Origin of the sequence: Psychroserpens sp. S379A, from assembly GCF_049800755.1 — a bacterium.
Lineage (GTDB): Bacteria > Bacteroidota > Bacteroidia > Flavobacteriales > Flavobacteriaceae > Psychroserpens.
The window spans coordinates 283,446-301,282 of record NZ_JBNAFQ010000003.1 but is presented as its reverse complement, the minus strand read 5'-3'; the positions used below and the strand labels follow the sequence as shown (position 1 = coordinate 301,282).

The window sequence follows — 17,837 nt, the reverse complement described above, 5'->3', positions numbered from 1 at the left end:
TTTATTTGAAAAATTTAAAATACATAATACCTACAATAGCTCCTACAATAAAAATTAATAAAAATATAGTGCAAATAATTGCTAGTGATAGCATGAAACGTAAAACTATAGTCACAATACTTAATGTATGCGTTTTGTAAAACACAAAGCCATAATAAAATACATATAATAACAATGATGTGGTGACTAGTATGCTTATGTTTAAATTTAATGCGGCAAATAATAAATAAGTGAAGAAAGAAAAAATAATATATTGTGATGTAATGTAGGTATTTATAACAATGTGTTCTGTAAAATTATATAGCTTCTCTTTTATAAATGTTAAGCGAGTTACAAATGCAGTAAGTGGAATGCCTATAACATAAATTAAACTTTGATACTCGTTTATAAACGTATAATAATTAGTCATATATTCTTCTATATCTGCTCTTTTTTCTTCTGGATACATCGCTAAGTAGCTTTGAGAATCATTAAATGCTGCATTGAAAAAATCTGGATAAAATTTATTTAAAATAAAAAGCTGTAAACCTAATAATGTAAGTGAAATTGCTAAATACTGAATTACGCTGATGTATTTTTTTCTGGTGCCATCTATATAGCCACTAATAACTGCTTCAGGTTTAGTAAATAGGTGAATAAATGTTTTTAGAAATCGGTTATCAATATTTAAAAACTGTGCACTAAACTCTGAAGTGATATGCTTAATAGTTAATCTGTTACGAATTATTTTTGCACCACATTCTGGACAAAAATTAATATGACTATTTAAAGCTGTATTGCAGTTTTTACAGTTCATATTACACCAAATCTTTCTTCAAAAGGTTAAGCAGTTCTTCTATGTTTTCAAACATGACAAAATCACCATTTTTGATATAAGATACTTGTCCGGTTTCTTCGCTAACAACTAAGGTTAAGGCATCTGTTTTTTCAGTAATACCAACAGCTGCACGATGTCTTAATCCGAAGCGTTGCGGAATGTTTTTTTCATTATTTACAGGAAGAATAACTCGTGTGGCTTTTACTGTATTATTAGCAATAATGATGGCGCCATCGTGTAACGGACTATTTTTAAAGAAAATACTTTCTATAATAGGTTGCGTGACTTTTATATTCATGTCGTCACCTGTATTCACTAAAAAATCTAAGTTATTATTGCGTTCTAAAACAATTAATGCTCCTGTTTTTGTGCTTCCCATTTTATGACAGGCAGCAACAATAGCATCGACATTAGTTTCGGTTTCAATATCACTTTTAAGGAATTTCATTTTGCTGAATAACTTTCCGCGTCCACTTAAATTTGTAGAGCCAACCATGAGTAGAAACTTTCGTATTTCTGGTTGAAATACAACGATTAGAGCAATGATTCCAACCTTCATAAAACCATCAAAAATATTATGAAGCATTTGCATTTCTAATAAGTTTGTGACTTTCCAAACTGCATAAATAATAATGATTCCAATAAAAATATTGATAGCAACAGTGCCTTTAACCAGCTTGTAGATGTAGTAGAGTAAGATAGCGACGAGAAATACGTCGATAAAATCTATAATTCCAAAATCCCAAAATTCGAATGTATTCAAGGTTAGCGTGTTTCTGTAAATGTAATAATTATTGCTTAATAAATGAACTCGTTGTTGTCAATGAGAATTCCTTTGTCTATAATCGTTTGCATTTTAGATTTAATGCTTATATAATTTTGAAAACTTAATTTTGAATGGAATAATAGATAGAGTTTTACATCTGATTCAATGGAGTAATATTCGTCAATCTTATCAATTACTTCATTAATATTAGAATAGAGTTCGGTATTTGATTTGCCTTTATAAGATGACTCTAAGCTATAATTGTGTTCTGAAATAATATTTAATCCTAAACTCATTTTTTCATATTGTGCTTTATCTTTAAAATAATCTCTTAGAGGAATCGTTTGATAACGAACTTCGGTAAACTCAATGAATCCTAAATTTTGAATGCTCGTATCATTACAGGTATAGTAATTTTTAGCATTTTCATTTTTATGCATTTGGGCATTACGCTTTTTGTCTTGTAAAAATTTAATCTTCGGAATGGCTTGTTCTAAAGTTAAACGTTTATCTACATTAAATAACCAATTTGTGGTGCCAATTAAATTCTTCCGATTGAGTTCTATACTGTCAGGTTGCGTTTCATCATAAAACAAATAAGCAGGAGATACATCTAAAATCTCTGTAATTTTTGCATGTTCTATTTCAGGTAGCAATACAGATTTATCTTTTCCGCAGGAAAAAAATAAAAGGAAAATAATGAGATATATGTAAGATTTCATTTTTGTGTTATAATTCAAAGATTTAAATTTTCAATTTTTTAATTGTTCAATGCTTCAGCGCTTCAACAAGTTTAATACACTCCATAGCTTCTTTAACATCGTGAACTCTTAAAACCGAAGCGCCTTTTTGTAAAGCAATAGTGTTAAGTACAGTCGTTCCGTTTAAAGCATTTTTAGCTGAAACGTCTAAAGTGTTATAAATCATAGATTTTCTTGACATACCAACTAGAATAGGTAAATTAGTGATGTTTAGAAGCTCCAATTTATTCAGAAGCTCATAATTTTGTTCTAAAGTTTTTGCAAATCCAAAACCTGGATCAATAATTAAATCTACAATACCTAAGGCTTTTGCTTTTTCGATACGTTTTGAAAAATAAAAAAGAATATCTTTTATTAAATCGTCATAATTAGTTTGCTGTTGCATCGTTTTCGGATTTCCTCTCATGTGCATCATGATATAAGGAACTTTTAAAGCTGCAACTGTGTCTAACATTTTTTCATCTAAACGTCCTGCTGAAATATCATTAATCAAACTTGCTCCAGCTTCAATACATTGTTTTGCAACTTCACTTCTAAAGGTGTCGACAGATAGGATTACTTCTGGAAAATTCTTTACAATCAAATCAATTACAGGTAAAATGCGTTGTAATTCTTCAGTTTCGCTAACGTTGTCAGCATTGGGCTTAGAGCTGTATGCGCCAACATCAATAAAAGTGGCACCTTCCTCTAACATTTGATCGACTTGTCGCATCACAGCAGAAGAATTTCTAAAGCGTCCACCATCATAAAACGAATCTGGTGTTACGTTTAAAATACCCATGACTTTTGGCTGACTTAGGTCTATTAATTGTCCTTTACAATTGATGGTTTTACTCAAAACTATATAGTGTGATTAAAGTTTTTTAATCTGATTAATTTATGCGAAATTTACGGAAAATTAAATGGTTTAAATGCAAGATACTTCAAAACAATATGACGATGTCATTTCGCAATGCAGAAGTCTTTTTATAAATAAAATGAAAGACTACGGAAGTGCATGGCGAATTTTAAGATTACCATCGTTAACCGATCAAATTTTTATAAAAGCACAACGCATTAGAGGTTTGCAACAAAATGACGAACGAAAAGTAGATGAAGGTGAAGTAAGTGAGTTTATTGGGATTATCAATTACTGCACTATGGCTCTAATTCAATTAGAAAAAGGTGTTGTAGAACAACCTGACTTATCTGTAGATGAAGCTATAGTGTTATACGACGATAAAATTGCAATTACTAAGCAACTCATGATGGATAAAAATCATGATTATGGTGAAGCTTGGCGAGATATGCGAGTGAGTAGTTTAACCGATTTGATTCTACAAAAATTATTACGTGTCAAACAAATTGAAGATAATAAAGGAAAAACCATAGTAAGCGAAGGGATTGATGCCAATTATCAGGATATGATTAATTATTCGGTATTTGCAATGATTCATCTTAATGATGAATAATTCAATTTTAATATAAAGTTGTCACTTCGAGCCTAGTCGAGAAATCTTTTAAAAGTAAATGTTAAAGCATGAAAGCATTAGTTAATATCTGCAGAATTTTAGTTGGAGGATTGTTTATCTTTTCAGGATTTATAAAACTGAATGATCCTTTAGGATTTTCATACAAACTTCAAGAATATTTTAGTTACGATGTGTTAGATCTTCCTGTGTTTATGCCTTATGCATTAGGAATTTCGGTGTTTGTTGTTGTGTTTGAAGTCATCTTAGGCGTATTTCTGCTTATTGGCTATAAGCCAAAATTTACAGTGTGGAGTTTGTTAGGAATGATTGTCTTTTTCACATTTTTAACCTTTTATGCAGCTTATTTTGACAAAGTAAAAGACTGTGGTTGTTTTGGAGATTTCCTAAAATTAACACCTTGGCAATCCTTTGGCAAAGATGTGATTTTATTGGTGCTGATTTTAGTGCTTTTTGTTGGAAAACGACATATTAAACCTATACTAAGTACATTCGGATTAACCCTTGGAGCATTATTAAGCTTTATTGCTTGTCTTTGGTTTGCTTATCATGTACTAATGCATTTGCCAACCTTCGATTTTAGAGCGTATAAAATTGGAGATAACCTTCAAAAAAACATGCAATTACCAGCAGATGCTAAAGATGCTATTATAGATTATCATTGGACGTATACTTTAGATGGTAAAGAAAAAGTAATTACAGATCGTGGTCGTGGTCCTAAAACTTATGATAAGATTATAGGTGTAGAAACTGAAACGGTTCAGGAAGGTGACGTGCCTAAAATTCAAGATTTTTCTATTGAATCTGAAGACGAAGATTTAACGCAGCAATTTTTAGATACAGAAAAATTAGTGATGATTGTATCCTATAATTTAGATAAGGCTGAAGTTGATGGCATGGCAAAACTAAAGGCAATGTCTGATGAAGCTAAGAAAAATGGATACACAGTTATGGGTTTAACGGCTTCTGGAACTGATAAAAAAAGAGAAATTCAAGACGCTTATAATTTAGATGCTGAGTTTTATCTATGTGATGAAAAAGTTTTAAAAACCATTGTTAGAGCTAATCCTGGCGTTGTCATCCTCGAAAAAGGAACTGTAACACAAAAAGTACATTGGAACGATATCGATGACCTTGAGTTTAGTAAACAGTAAACAGTAAGCAGTAGACAGTAAACAGTAAGCAGTAATGAGTTAGTAGTTGATTTTAAGTAGTGAATTGTGAACAATGAACAAGTGGTAAAAAAAGAGTTAAATTATGAGATTTCAAGATTTATTTGCTTATCAAAAAGTATTTGAGTTAGCAATGGAGATTTTTGAAATTTCTAAACATTTTCCAAAAGAAGAAATATATTCACTTACAGATCAGATTAGAAGGTCTTCAAGAAGTGTTGCTGTTAATATTGCAGAATCTTATAGAAAAAGATTGTATCCAAAACATTTCATAAGTAAGTTGTCTGATAGTGATGCTGAAAACTCTGAAACTCAAACATGGTTAGAGTTTGCTTTAAAATGTAAGTACATCTCTAATAAAGATTATGTTAGACTATTTTCGGAAACAGAAGAAATAGGTAAGCTAATTAATTATATGATAAATAACCCTAAAAAGTTTGGAAGTAAGTAGTTTGATAAATTACTGAACACTGAACACTGAACACTGAACACTGAACACTAACACTTGTTAAACTATATCCTAAATAAAACCTTTTACGCATTACTCACATTATTTGGAGTGGTAACTGTCATTTTCTTTTTATTTAATGTATTGCCTGGAGATCCAGCGCAAATGATGTTGGGACAAAATGAAGACAGCGAACAAATTGCAGCAGTAAAGGCTAAATACGGATTTGACAAGCCTATTTCAACGCAATATTTGTACTATTTAAACGATGTGTCTCCATTTTCGTTTCATTCCACAAAACCAGAAGATTATACATTTTTACGCGATGGAAAATATCGTGCTTCAGAGTTGTTTACAATTTCAAATACAACAACGGTTGTCAAGTTTCCATATTTAAGAGAATCGTTTACAAAGCAAGGAAAAAAAGTATCTCAGGTTATTGGAGAAACCTTACCAAATACTACTGTATTAGCTGTGTCTGCAATTGTTATAGCTATTTTACTAGGAATATTTCTAGGCATCATTTCAGCATTGTTTAAAGATAAATGGTTAGATAAAACCATTCAAATTTTTAGCACACTAGGTATGAGTGTGCCTTCCTTTTTTAGTGCCATTTTATTTGCTTGGTTTTTTGGTTATATTCTTCATGAATACACAAATTTAGAAATGACAGGTAGTTTATACGAACTCGATGATTTTGGTGAGCAAATGCATATTAAATGGAAAAATCTTATTTTGCCAGCAATCGTTTTAGGCATTCGTCCTTTGGCTGTCGTGATTCAATTAATGCGCAACTCATTGCTTGAAGTCTTTAATCAAGATTATATCAGAACTGCAAGAGCAAAGGGATTGTCTGAGTTTCAGATTATTAAAAGACATGCTGTAAAAAATGCTTTAAATCCAGTGGTAACAGCTATTTCTGGTTGGTTTGCGTCTATGTTAGCAGGCGCAGTTTTTGTAGAATATATCTTCGGTTGGAATGGCTTAGGAAAAGAAATTGTAAATGCGCTAAACACTTTAGATTTACCTGTAATAATGGGTTCTGTATTAGTAATTGCACTTTTGTTTATCATTATCAATATCTTTGTAGATGTCATCTACGGATGGTTGGACCCTAAAGTGAAATTAGAATAATCAAATGAAGTCAGTCATAACGTTTCTGTTTTGTTTTGTTGTGCTTTTGAGTTGTTCTAAAACGGTTCAAACGCAATTTTCTGATGAAGTTTTAAATGAAGAATATATAAGCTTAAATGGCAATTCAGTAAAATTTGGCGATATTCTTTCAAAGTATAAAGGACAACAAATCGTTATTGATGTTTGGGCAAGTTGGTGTCGCGATTGCATTGTGGGTTTTCCTAATCTTAAAGCATTACAAAAAGAACAACCTCAAGCTGTATATTTGTTTTTGTCAGCAGATAGAAAAGTAGATACTTGGAAACGTGCCATTACAAAACACAATATTGAAGGAGAACATTATTTTATGCCAAAAGGCACTAAAGGACTGTTAGGGGATTTTGTTGATATCGATTGGATTCCAAGATACATGATTGTCGATTCAAAAGGTAAGATTGAACTTTTTGAAGCTATTGAAGCTAATGATCCTTCAATCAGAAACACATTAAATTAAGTGAAATTTAAAACATACTGCAATTGCAGACAGAATTATGAGAAAACATATCGTAGCAGGAAATTGGAAAATGAACAATGGTTTAATTCAAACCGAAACTTTAATTTCAGAATTAAAACAGCAAACAAAAACCTCAGATGCTGAGGTGATGATAGCACCAACATTTACCAACTTGTGGCATGCCTTTCAATCTACCAGACAAGACGATATTGAAGTTGTGGCTCAAAACATGCACTTTGCCGAAAATGGAGCATACACAGGAGAAATCAGTGCTGGAATGTTAAAAAGTATTGGCATTCAAACCGTAATTCTTGGTCATAGTGAGCGTCGTGCTTACTTTAATGAAACAGACGAGTCTTTAGCAAAAAAAGTAGATGCAGCTTTAGCAAATAATATGCGAATCATTTTTTGTTTTGGTGAAGAGTTGGCAGACCGTAAAGCAGGTAAAGAAGAAGCTGTTGTAGAAAGTCAGATAAAAAATGCATTGTATCATTTAAGAGCAGAAGATTTTAAACATATTGTTTTGGCTTACGAGCCTGTTTGGGCAATTGGAACTGGCGAAACAGCAACTCCAGAGCAAGCACAAGACATGCATGCTTTTATCAGAAAAACACTTGAAACTAAATATGGAACCTTAGTTGCAGACGATATGACCATTCTTTATGGAGGAAGTGTAAAACCAACAAATGCTAAAGAAATTTTTTCAAAACCTGATGTAGATGGTGGATTAATTGGTGGAGCAGCACTTAAGGCCGAAGATTTTTATGCGATTGTGAATGCATTTTAAATTTATTTTTTTGGCGTTCCCAACCTAAACAAGTTGGTCGTGCTATTCACTGTATCTTTTACTAGTTCTCGATACAATGCTTCGCATCACTCGAACTGACGTAAAAGGATGCCGTTTCTATCACTAACGCAAGTTTATTAATGTCATTCCGATAAAGTAGAACAATGAGGAATCTCAAAAGAACTTATAAAAAGAGATGCCTCAATCAAAACAAATTTCTAATTTCAAAATGACAATGCTATAAAATTTTTGTATTCATTTTAATTAAGACAGATATGTCAAACACAATATATATCGCTTATTACTTTAAAGTAAAACCATTACAACCAGCAGTAGAAATTCTAATTGCAGAATTAGGTTTTGCAGGCTTTGAAAGTTTTGTTGAGACTGAAGAAGGTGTGACTGCTTACATTCAGAAAACAGAACATTATGACACGATTCTAGACGATATTCAAATTCTAAAATCTGAAGAATTTGAAATAACATATACTTCAGAAGAAATTGAACAAACCAACTGGAATGCCGAATGGGAAAAGAACTTCAATCCTATTGTTGTCGATAATCTAGTAACGGTTCGTGCGCCTTTTCATGATAAGCCAAATACAGAGTTCGATATCATCATTGAGCCAAAAATGAGTTTTGGTACAGGACATCATGAAACCACACATATGATGATTCAGCATATCTTAAAAAACGATTTTACAAACAAATCGGTTTTAGACATGGGTTGTGGCACAGGAGTTTTGGCAATTTTAGCCGAAATGAAAGGTGCAAAACCAATCGATGCTATCGATTACGACAACTGGTGTTATATTAACAGTCTTGAAAATGTAGAACGTAACCAATGCAATCATATTACTGTTTTAGAAGGTGATGCGTCTTTACTTCCTGGTAGATCATACGATATTGTCATTGCCAATATTAATAGAAATATCTTACTAAATGATTTGCAAACCTATGCAGATACATTAAATGAAAGGGCATTGCTATTTTTAAGCGGATTTTACAATGATGATATTCCAATCATAGAAAAGGAGTGTAATAAATATGGATTAAAACTCGTTGACACTTTAGAGAGAAATAACTGGGTAGCTTTAAAATTTGAAAAATAATCTTTAAATTTATCTAGCGAACTTGATTTAAGTTTATTATGATGCACCAAATATTAAATACCAAAGAGAAAACAAAAGAGGACGTTCAAGTCGATACACTAGAACAACCTCTTAACGAAATTTTGTTGTATAATGATGATGTCAATACATTCGACCATGTCATCGATACGCTTATTTATGCTTGTGACCATACACCAGAACAAGCAGAACAATGCTCAATCATTGTGCATTATAAAGGAAAATGTACCGTAAAAACAGGTGAATATAAAGAATTAGAACCACGTTGCTCTATGCTGTTAGCAGCAGGTTTGAGCGCAGAAATCATCTAACTATTCATTCGGCCTACAGCACAACTCACAAACGATTTTGCCTTTTTTGTAATAGGATTTGATGCTCCTTCAACAGGATATCCTAATTTTGAAAGTAATTCTACTACTGTTGCTATTTGCGATGCTTCTGAATAATCAAAATGCACTTCATCTGTGTCATTATTAACAACAACATTACTTATGTTGTCAAGGTCTTCTAGTTTGGTTTTAATTGTGTGAGCACAACCACCACATTTTAAATTTTGAATTTTTACAGTTTCAGTCATAGTTTATAATGTTGAAGGACAAACAAAGTCTGTTGTTGGTAAATCAGTTTTTTTAATGGCTCCAAAACCTCCAGCAATATCAACTAAATTATGGAATCCTCTAGCTTTTAAAATAGATGCAGCAATGACACTTCTATAACCTCCAGCACAATGAATATGATAGGTTTTGTCTTTTGAAACTTCGTTCATTTTAGAGTTTATAAAATCCAAAGAGAAGTGTTGCGCATTTTCGACATGCATGCTTTTGTACTCGCCATCTTTTCTCACGTCTAAAATATTTACATGACCTTCTTTAACACGTTGCGCAAATGTTTCAGCAGAAATAGATTCTAAAGTATCAATCTCTCGACCTGAAGCAGTCCAAGCGTTAATTCCGCCTTCTAAATAACCAAGAGTATTATCGTAGCCAACTCGAGATAAGCGCGTTACAGCTTCTTCGGCTTTGCCTTCAGGAACTATCAATAGAATAGGTTGCTTTAAATCGGTAATCAAGGCACCAACCCAAGGTGCAAATTGTCCATTTAAACCAATAAATATAGAATTTGGAATATGACCTTTAATATAGTCGCTTTGAGGTCTTACATCTAAAACTAAAGCTTCTTCATGGTTAGCCATAGCTTCAAAATCTTCAGGATTTAAAGGTGAGTTTCCAGATTTTAAAACGGTTTCAAAACTGTCATAACCTGTTTTATTCATCATGGCATTTTTTGCAAAATATTGTGGAGGAGGAGCAATACCATCTAAAACTTCTTCAATAAATTCGGCTTTAGTCATATTTGCTCTTAAAGCGTAATTGGTTTTCTTTTGGTCACCAATAGTACCAACAGTTTCCTTACTTAAATTTTTTCCACAAGCAGAACCTGCACCATGAGCAGGATAGACGATAACATCATCAGCGAGTGTCATAATTTTATTGCGAAGTGAATCGTATAACATTCCTGCTAAATCTTCTTTGGTTAAATCAGATTTTATGGCCAAATCTGGTCTGCCAACATCACCCAAAAATAAAGTGTCGCCTGAAAATATAGCGTGATTATTTCCGTTTTCGTCAATCAATAAATAGGTTGTAGATTCTAAAGTGTGACCAGGAGTGTGTAGTGCTTTTATAGTAATATTGCCTAGTTTAAATGTTTCGTTGTCTTTAGCAGAATGAATATCATAAGAGGTTTCTGCACCTGGACCAAAAACAATTGTCGCTCCAGTTTTTTTTGCTAAATCTACATGTCCTGACACAAAATCGGCATGAAAATGTGTTTCAAAAATGTATTTAATTTTGGAGCTGTTAGCATTAGCTTTATCAACATATTGTTGTGTTTCTCTTAAAGGATCAATGATAGCGACTTCGCCTTCAGATTCTATATAATAAGCACCTTGTGCTAAGCAACCTGTATATATTTGTTCAATTTTCATAAGAATTCTAATTTAATATTTACCATTTGCTAAGTGGTAAATGGTATTCATATTGCAAAGATAAGAAGTATTCCGTTTGTAAATCTGACAAATGTCAGCTTTTGCTAATGAGGAAGTTTATCTTTGATAACTCCGTAAACATAAGTGCCTAGTAATGCAGCAGCAATAACAATGAGTACAGAAAATGCTCCTGTACCAACTAAAATATACATTGGTCCTGGACAAGCTCCAGATAGAGCCCAACCTAATCCAAAAAATATGCCTCCAATAATATAGCGATATAAGCCTTTGTCTTTTTTAGGTACAGTCATGGTTCCACCATTAATGTTTTTGAAGTTTTTGCTAATTAGGAGTAAAATAATTCCAGTGATTACTGCAGTTCCAATAATGCCATACATGTGAAAGGATTCAAATTTGAACATTTCATAAATGCGATACCACGATACAGCTTCAGATTTTACTAATACTATTCCGAAGATAATTCCGACGATTAAAAATTTCAATGTTTTCATACTAACCAAAAATTAAAGGGAATATTAAATGAATCATAATAAGTCCTCCAAGAAAAAAACCAATTACAGCCACTAAAGATGGTAATTGTAAACTACTTAAACCTGTTATGGCATGGCCAGAAGTGCAACCTCCAGCATAACGAGTTCCAAAACCAACTAGAAATCCACCAATGATTAAAATTAGTAAGCCTTTAATACTAAATACAGCATCCCAACTATAGAGTTCGTTTGGTAATAATGATTTTCCAGCGTTATCAAAACCTAATACCGCAAGGTCTTCAACCGTTTTTGGATTTAAATCTATATTAGTAGGAACTGACAAAAAGTGATGGGCAATAAAACCACCAATGATGGCGCCAAGTACAACAACAAGATTCCAGCGTTGTGCTTTCCAATCGAAATCAAAAAACTTTACTTTTTTTCCTGCACCGCCAATAGCACAAAGTGTTCTTAAGTTTGAAGACATGCCGAATGTTTTTCCGAAGTAGATTAATATAAACATGATTAATGCTATTAATGGTCCAGAAATGTACCAAGGCCATGGCTGTAATATAAATTCCATATAAGTTTAGTTTTTACAAATATATATAGAGCTTTTGAAATGCTTTATGGTTTTTGTTAGAAATAGTTTTGCGAGTGCTGTCTAAAAGACTTGAAGTTGATGTTGCGTAATACTAATACTTTTAAAAATTAAAAAAGACACAAAATAAAAAAGCAAGCATTATAATGCTTGCTTTTTTGAGTTATTAGTGACCACGGCAGGATTCAAACCTGCAACCTCTTGAGCCGTAATCAAGTGCGCTATTCAGTTGCGCCACGTGGCCAATTTTGTGGGTGCAAATATATTCCTTTTTAGAAGAAACACAAAACAAAATTATTCAAAATATTTGATAATGATTTGCGCTATAATTGTAAGTGTGATTTTTAATCTAAAGCACGCATGGTTACATAAGCACGCCATCCAATAATTGCTAATTGAATTTTAGAAGCTTTACTAAGGTCTAAACGTCGTTTTGTATAACTTGGTAAAATAACTTTGTTAAGTTTGGCTAGTGTTTTAAATAGCTCTTTTTTCATTAAGTGTTTAATATTAAAGAGGTTTAAAAATACTGCTTTTAGGAGTGGTTGCCAAATTGATGTTTAAAAGAAAATGTAAAACCTATTCTAGACTAAGCTTTACATTGTTGGTTGATTGTTTTTTGGTTGATTATTAATGTGTTATTTTATTAAAATGAAAATATTACATCGATAATAAGTTTTGCTAATGTCATCATAATGTTTTGGTTTTAAAGGTTAATTATTTGATTGTTTTTTTTGATTGAGTTTTCAATATATAACCTTGGGAATCTCATTACCAAACGTTTTTAACTAAATTCATGAAATTGAATATGATATTATAATCAAAAAAATGAAATATATTTCGATATTTATGTGACTGTCTTAAAAGATGTATTTATTTGTAATTATAAAATGTATTTTGTGTTATAATTTGCAATAAATCAAGGGCGTTTTTTGAGTTGTTTTTTTTAACCAAGAGGAATTTTGTCTAGAAAAAAGCATTTTTTGTCATTTTCGTCATTTTTAAAACAAAAAAAGTAAGACTTGTCTTTTTTTTTGAAACCAATAATTTAGATGTTATTTATGTTAAAATTATTGATTTAATAATCTAATGCTTCGATAAAACATAAATGGATGATTACATTTGTTAAAAACAATATTAAATGAAATCGTTATTACTTTTTATTGTCTTTGGTTTTGTTGTAAATCCATTATTTTCTCAAGTGGTTATCAATGAACTCGATTGCGATACTCCTGGAACCGACAATATGGAATTTGTAGAATTGCTCTCAGAAACACCTAACTTTTCCTTAGATGGTTATGTGTTAGTATTTTTTAATGGTTCGACCTCTGGGATGAACTCAAGTTATTTTACAATTGATTTAGATGGTTATGTGACAGATGTTAACGGACTTCTACTTATTGGGAGTAATTCGGTATCACCTGTGCCTCAATTGTTAATTTCTGAAAACGTGATTCAGAATGGTGCAGATGCTGTCGCTATTTATCAGGCTAACGATTTTGATTTTCCTGAAGAAACAGTTGCTACCATTACTAATTTAGTTGATGTGTTGATTTATGATACATCAGATAGCGATGATTTAGATATGATAGATATCTTTAATGATCACCCAAATTTTGTCGATATAGAACAAATTAACGAAGGCTCGTCTAATAATACCAATTCTATTCAGCGTTTTGATGATGGTATGGGAAATATTTCATATCAATCAACAACACCAACTCCAAGACAATTAAATGATGGAAGCGGAATTATTTTCAATGGTATTAGTATTGATATTGCACAAACACAATATGACGAAAATGAAAGTTTTGATATTACGTTTACTGCGGAAACGACCTTAACTGAAGATTTGAATTTTAATATTCTTTTAAATAATCAAGGGTTTGATGCATCTGATTTTTCTGGAAATACGATGATTACCATAGCTAATGGACAAAACTCAGCGTCTACTACGATAACACTTGTTGATGATGCTGACGATGAAGGTGACGAGGTGGCTAAAATTCGTTTTGAAAGTTTGCCTGTGCCTTACGTACAGCTTAATGATAATGTTGAGATACGAATCGTAGATAACGATTTTACTGTGGCTAATTTTGGAACACCTTTAAATCCTACCTTCGGAAATGTGAGCAGTACACAGCCTAATGGTTATTATGATAGTTTAGATGGTTTGGCAGATACACAATTACGTCAGGCATTACAAGATATAATTGCTGAAGAAGGTGTGGTAAGAGCGCAAACCTATGCAGATGTGATTGATATTTTAATGGAAGCCGATCAAAATCCTGAAAACAGCAATCAGGTGTGGTTAGTGTATACAGAGCAAGGTCGACCGAAATTAGATTTTCAAACCACGTCTAATAATTTCGAAAAATGGAATAGGGAACACACGTATCCTCGTTCTCGTGGTGGCTTTTTTGATATTGATGACGATGATATTTCTGACGGAAGAGATGTCTTTTGGAATACGACTGCAGATTCATTACGTCATGGGAATTCTGATGCGCATGCTTTAAGAGCTGTAGATGGACCTGAAAATAGTTCGAGGGGAAACCAGCATTATGGAGAATATACTGGTCCTAATGCTACTCAAGGAAGCTTTTATGGTGATGTGGCTAGAAGTGTGTTGTATATGGAAATACGATACAACGGACTTCAAGTGGTTAACGGATTTCCAACAACTAATAATGAACCTTTAGGTGATTTAGCGACTTTGTTAGATTGGCACAGAAATGATCCTCCAGATGATTACGAAATGAATCGAAATAATGTGGTGTATACATGGCAATTTAATCGAAATCCGTTTATAGATTATCCTGATTTAGTAGAATATATTTGGGGAACCAATGTTGGCGATATTTGGATGCAACCTTTAGGTGTTTCTGAATTTGATTTAGATAAGTTGTATGTGTACCCAAATCCAACGACTAATCGAGTTTTTATTAAAGGTTTACAAAGTGATGCTAAAATTGAAGTATTTTCAGTTGATGGTCGCATGATTAAACGCTTTAATTTACAAAACGAAACTTTTATAGATTTAGAATTATCTAGCGGAATGTATTTGCTTCATTTTAGTATAGATGATACACAAGTGGTTAAAAAAATTATGATAGATTAGAGTGTTAAAAAAGCCCAAATTTAAATTTGGGCTTTTTTATTCGTTTTAGTTTCCTATAGCTCTAATAAAAAGTTTATCGTCATTAGATTTTCCCATCACAATATCTGGAATAGCTTGATCTTTTTCTTTCCAACTAGCACTAGATTTTCGTCCGTTATTATCATCTAAAGTAATTTTAATGCTAGTGATTTCTCCAGCTTTATTGCGACGCACTTTTGAGAATTTAGCATCGATGCCATGTTTTTTAAGGTCATTTTTTTGCTGGTCTAGAAACGCATTTGACGACGCTTTAGTGATAATAAATTCTATAACATTGAAGTGTTTGTCTTTATCTATTGCATAAACTGAAGAAACAGCTGTGTCAATTTTCCAGGGACCATCCTCTTCAGATTTAATAATTACGACATCACCATCAATTAGTGTTTTTGTTTTACTGTCTTTTTTTGTACTGATAACAAAAACACCATTTTTACCCTTGTCACCATAAGTTTTTATTGCGTTTTTATCTTTTAAAACATCTAGGCTAATGATGTTATTCGGGTTTACATCTTTAAAATCTTCTTCGTTGATGATCTTTCCGTCTAAAATATAAAGCGGTTTCTTACCATCAGATTTAATAACAAATGATTTTTTAGACTTACGAGTAATAATGGTATCTTCATCTTCAGATATTAACTTTTTCGCTCCCTTTTTCGTCATTACTATCACACCATTTTTACCGGCTTTACCATACTTTTTTATAGCGCTACCATCTTTCAGAATAAAAATCGATTCAATATCATCAGAATCTACGTCTTCAAATACAGACTTGTCAACTTCCTTTCCGTTAATTATAAAAAGAGGCGCTTCAGAATCATTAATAAAAACATTAGAATCTTCATTGCTAGAAGCGAATACAAAAGTGTTCTTTTCTGAATCACTATTTGAGTTTTCATTATTAATAACTTTAACATCAACTGTTGTTGAGTTGTTTTCGTTATCTTCATCAATAACAATTACTTTGCTTGTGCCATTTGTTGATTGTGCTTTTGCTTTTCCATTTTTAGTTTCAAAAATGAAAGTGTTTTTATCAATAGTGCCAACACTAAAGTTGTCATCACTACTCTTAAAACGAAATGGTTTAATGCCTTCGTTTCCAGATATGTTGTAATTTGATGAGCTTTTATCACTATTAAACTCAGTATTTATACTAATAATCTCACCATTAGAGTTGCGCTTAACATCCTTATAAATAAAATTAATGCCTTTACTTTTTAAAGTATCTTTAATGCTTTTTAGGTCATCGTCACTGGTGTTTTTTGTGATAATGATTTCAATAGTTTCTTTGTTTTCTTTTACGAGAGTTTCTTCAGTTTTACTAGCTTCAACATAAACTTTTTTGATATTGAAACTCATGACAAAAAGTGCTAATAGAGGTAAGACAATCAAAAGTTTTAATTGATTCCATTTTTTTGACTTTGATTTGTGTAACATGACAATTCGTTTTTTGATTAATGATGTGTAAAAATTATTAGCTAATGCTACTAATTCACGATTTTGAACACTAGCTTTTAGTAAAACAGTTTGGTAGCTTTTTTCACAAGGCGAAATGTATTGTGCTTTTTGGTCTGCTATAAATTCTAAATTTTGAAGAAGCGCTTTTTTGTATAGCCATACAAATGGGTTAAACCATAGCAGTATACAAGCAAGTTGAGCGATTATATTATCAATAGAATGTAATTGTTTACAATGTGCTTTTTCATGATTAATAATGTGTTTTAATTCTGAAACACTAAACTGATTTGGATTGTAAACAATAAAATTAAAGAAAGAAAAAGGTGCGATATCTTCTTTAGATTCCACAAGGTTATAGTTTTGAAATCGACTTGTATTACCATGTTTTAAAAGTTTTCTCAATGATAATAATTGAATGCATAATCTGCCAATAAAGAAAATAACACCAGCAAAATAACACCAATATAAGAGTTGTGTGTAATTAAAAGGTTCACTTTTAATTGGAGTGGTCGACGCATTAGTGGTTGTACTTAAATCCACATTAGACAATGTTATTGGAGTGTATTCGATGTATTGCGGAATGACAATAAAACCGATACAAGAAGCCATGATTAATCCAGAAAGTAAAAACCAACGGTTAGATTCAAAAAAAGTATCACGTTGCAAAAAAAGTTGGTAACAAACATAGAATATAAAAATGATGGCAGATGATTTTAATAGATACTCCATAATTATTTCTTGTTTTCAATTAAAGCTATAATCTCTTTTAGCTCTTCGACACTAATTTTCTCTTCCTTGGCAAAAAAGGAAACCACATTTTTATAAGAGTTGTTAAAATAGCTTTCAATAGCAGTGTTCATAAAGCGTTTTTTGTAAACTTCTTTACTAACTATTGGGTAATATTGGTGTGTTTTTCCGTAAGCATTATAGCTCACGTAACCTTTATCTTCTAGGTTTCTTATTATAGTCGATAAAGTATTGTAGTGTGGTTTGTCGTCTTTAATTTCGGCTAGTACATCTTTTACAAAAGCGTTTTCGAGCTTCCATAAAATATGCATGATTTCTTCTTCTTTATTGGTGAGTTTTTGCATAATTAAATTTATTAGAGCGTTACCAATCTCGATTGCAATCGAGATGGTCGGGCTTTACGTTACAATCTTTTTATT

General features: G+C 31.9%; 20 protein-coding genes and 1 tRNA gene. 9 read left to right on the top strand and 12 right to left on the bottom strand.

All coding sequences use genetic code 11. The features are described 5' to 3' along the window. Window position 1: 1 nt before the first annotated feature. Genes ACP15M_RS10550 through folP form a run of 4 tightly spaced genes read right to left on the bottom strand, consistent with a single transcriptional unit; the run spans window position 2 to window position 3,125 of the window. Window positions 2-796 (bottom strand): DUF3667 domain-containing protein, encoded by a 795-nt coding sequence (locus tag ACP15M_RS10550; protein WP_425077177.1) that lies wholly within the window; start codon window positions 794-796, stop codon window positions 2-4. A gap of 1 nt (window position 797) precedes the next feature. Continuing rightward, window positions 798-1,580, bottom strand: a complete 783-nt coding sequence (gene cdaA / locus ACP15M_RS10545) for a diadenylate cyclase CdaA (protein ID WP_425077176.1) — start codon at window positions 1,578-1,580, stop codon at window positions 798-800. 35 nt (window positions 1,581-1,615) lie between these two features. Beyond that, the gene (locus tag ACP15M_RS10540) at window positions 1,616-2,305 is read right to left on the bottom strand and encodes a hypothetical protein (protein ID WP_425077175.1); all 690 of its coding nucleotides are present in this window, start codon (window positions 2,303-2,305) and stop codon (window positions 1,616-1,618) included. Window positions 2,306-2,351: 46 nt separating this feature from the next. Then, on the bottom strand, window positions 2,352-3,125 hold the full coding sequence (folP, locus tag ACP15M_RS10535) for a dihydropteroate synthase (RefSeq protein WP_425077193.1): 774 nt from the start codon (window positions 3,123-3,125) through the stop codon (window positions 2,352-2,354). 130 nt (window positions 3,126-3,255) lie between these two features. On the opposite strand from folP, the gene ACP15M_RS10530 reads away from it, so the two are divergent. The 8 genes from ACP15M_RS10530 (at window position 3,256) to ACP15M_RS10495 (ending at window position 9,288) form a co-directional block, all read left to right on the top strand. Then, window positions 3,256-3,795, top strand: coding sequence for a DUF1599 domain-containing protein (locus ACP15M_RS10530; protein ID WP_425077174.1), 540 nt, complete (start codon window positions 3,256-3,258; stop codon window positions 3,793-3,795). 68 nt (window positions 3,796-3,863) lie between these two features. After that, entirely contained in the window at window positions 3,864-4,967 is a 1,104-nt protein-coding gene (locus ACP15M_RS10525) for a BT_3928 family protein (RefSeq protein ID WP_425077173.1), read from the top strand. Window positions 4,968-5,070: 103 nt separating this feature from the next. Then, window positions 5,071-5,436 carry a four helix bundle protein gene (locus ACP15M_RS10520; protein WP_425077172.1) on the top strand — a complete coding sequence of 122 codons (366 nt, stop codon included), beginning with the start codon at window positions 5,071-5,073 and terminating at the stop codon, window positions 5,434-5,436. 54 nt (window positions 5,437-5,490) lie between these two features. Then, complete coding sequence (locus tag ACP15M_RS10515) at window positions 5,491-6,567, top strand: ABC transporter permease (RefSeq protein WP_425077171.1); 1,077 nt, start codon at window positions 5,491-5,493, stop codon at window positions 6,565-6,567. Window positions 6,568-6,571: 4 nt separating this feature from the next. After that, on the top strand, window positions 6,572-7,060 hold the full coding sequence (locus ACP15M_RS10510) for a TlpA family protein disulfide reductase (protein ID WP_425077170.1): 489 nt from the start codon (window positions 6,572-6,574) through the stop codon (window positions 7,058-7,060). A 37-nt stretch (window positions 7,061-7,097) separates the two neighbouring features. Further along, window positions 7,098-7,847 (top strand): triose-phosphate isomerase, encoded by a 750-nt coding sequence (tpiA, locus tag ACP15M_RS10505; protein ID WP_425077169.1) that lies wholly within the window; start codon window positions 7,098-7,100, stop codon window positions 7,845-7,847. A gap of 275 nt (window positions 7,848-8,122) precedes the next feature. Then, on the top strand, window positions 8,123-8,959 hold the full coding sequence (gene prmA / locus ACP15M_RS10500; RefSeq protein ID WP_425077168.1) for a 50S ribosomal protein L11 methyltransferase: 837 nt from the start codon (window positions 8,123-8,125) through the stop codon (window positions 8,957-8,959). 38 nt (window positions 8,960-8,997) lie between these two features. Then, window positions 8,998-9,288: an ATP-dependent Clp protease adaptor ClpS gene (locus ACP15M_RS10495; RefSeq protein ID WP_425077167.1), complete on the top strand. Its 291-nt coding sequence runs from the start codon at window positions 8,998-9,000 to the stop codon at window positions 9,286-9,288. Here the strand turns inward: ACP15M_RS10495 and ACP15M_RS10490 are convergent. From ACP15M_RS10490 to ACP15M_RS10465, 6 genes are all read right to left on the bottom strand, one after another. Further along, window positions 9,285-9,554, bottom strand: a complete 270-nt coding sequence (locus ACP15M_RS10490) for a heavy-metal-associated domain-containing protein (RefSeq protein ID WP_425077166.1) — start codon at window positions 9,552-9,554, stop codon at window positions 9,285-9,287. The two genes, ACP15M_RS10495 and ACP15M_RS10490, sit on opposite strands and share 4 nt — an antisense overlap. Before the next feature lie 3 nt (window positions 9,555-9,557). Further along, window positions 9,558-10,964 (bottom strand): MBL fold metallo-hydrolase, encoded by a 1,407-nt coding sequence (locus ACP15M_RS10485; RefSeq protein ID WP_425077165.1) that lies wholly within the window; start codon window positions 10,962-10,964, stop codon window positions 9,558-9,560. Window positions 10,965-11,068: 104 nt separating this feature from the next. After that, a complete protein-coding gene (locus ACP15M_RS10480) occupies window positions 11,069-11,476 on the bottom strand; it encodes a DUF6691 family protein (protein ID WP_425077164.1) in 408 nt (135 codons plus the stop codon). A gap of 1 nt (window position 11,477) precedes the next feature. Then, complete coding sequence (locus ACP15M_RS10475) at window positions 11,478-12,038, bottom strand: YeeE/YedE family protein (RefSeq protein ID WP_425077163.1); 561 nt, start codon at window positions 12,036-12,038, stop codon at window positions 11,478-11,480. A 188-nt stretch (window positions 12,039-12,226) separates the two neighbouring features. Further along, a tRNA-Arg gene (locus ACP15M_RS10470) sits at window positions 12,227-12,300 on the bottom strand. A 100-nt stretch (window positions 12,301-12,400) separates the two neighbouring features. Next, window positions 12,401-12,553 (bottom strand): SsrA-binding protein, encoded by a 153-nt coding sequence (locus ACP15M_RS10465; RefSeq protein WP_425077162.1) that lies wholly within the window; start codon window positions 12,551-12,553, stop codon window positions 12,401-12,403. A gap of 644 nt (window positions 12,554-13,197) precedes the next feature. Here ACP15M_RS10465 and ACP15M_RS10460 point away from each other — a divergent pair. Further along, window positions 13,198-15,177, top strand: a complete 1,980-nt coding sequence (locus tag ACP15M_RS10460) for an endonuclease (protein WP_425077161.1) — start codon at window positions 13,198-13,200, stop codon at window positions 15,175-15,177. Window positions 15,178-15,222: 45 nt separating this feature from the next. On the opposite strand, the gene ACP15M_RS10455 is transcribed toward ACP15M_RS10460, so the two are convergent. After that, window positions 15,223-17,400, bottom strand: a complete 2,178-nt coding sequence (locus ACP15M_RS10455) for a M56 family metallopeptidase (RefSeq protein ID WP_425077160.1) — start codon at window positions 17,398-17,400, stop codon at window positions 15,223-15,225. A gap of 2 nt (window positions 17,401-17,402) precedes the next feature. Further along, complete coding sequence (locus ACP15M_RS10450) at window positions 17,403-17,762, bottom strand: BlaI/MecI/CopY family transcriptional regulator (RefSeq protein WP_425077159.1); 360 nt, start codon at window positions 17,760-17,762, stop codon at window positions 17,403-17,405. Between the last annotated feature and the right edge of the window lie 75 nt (window positions 17,763-17,837).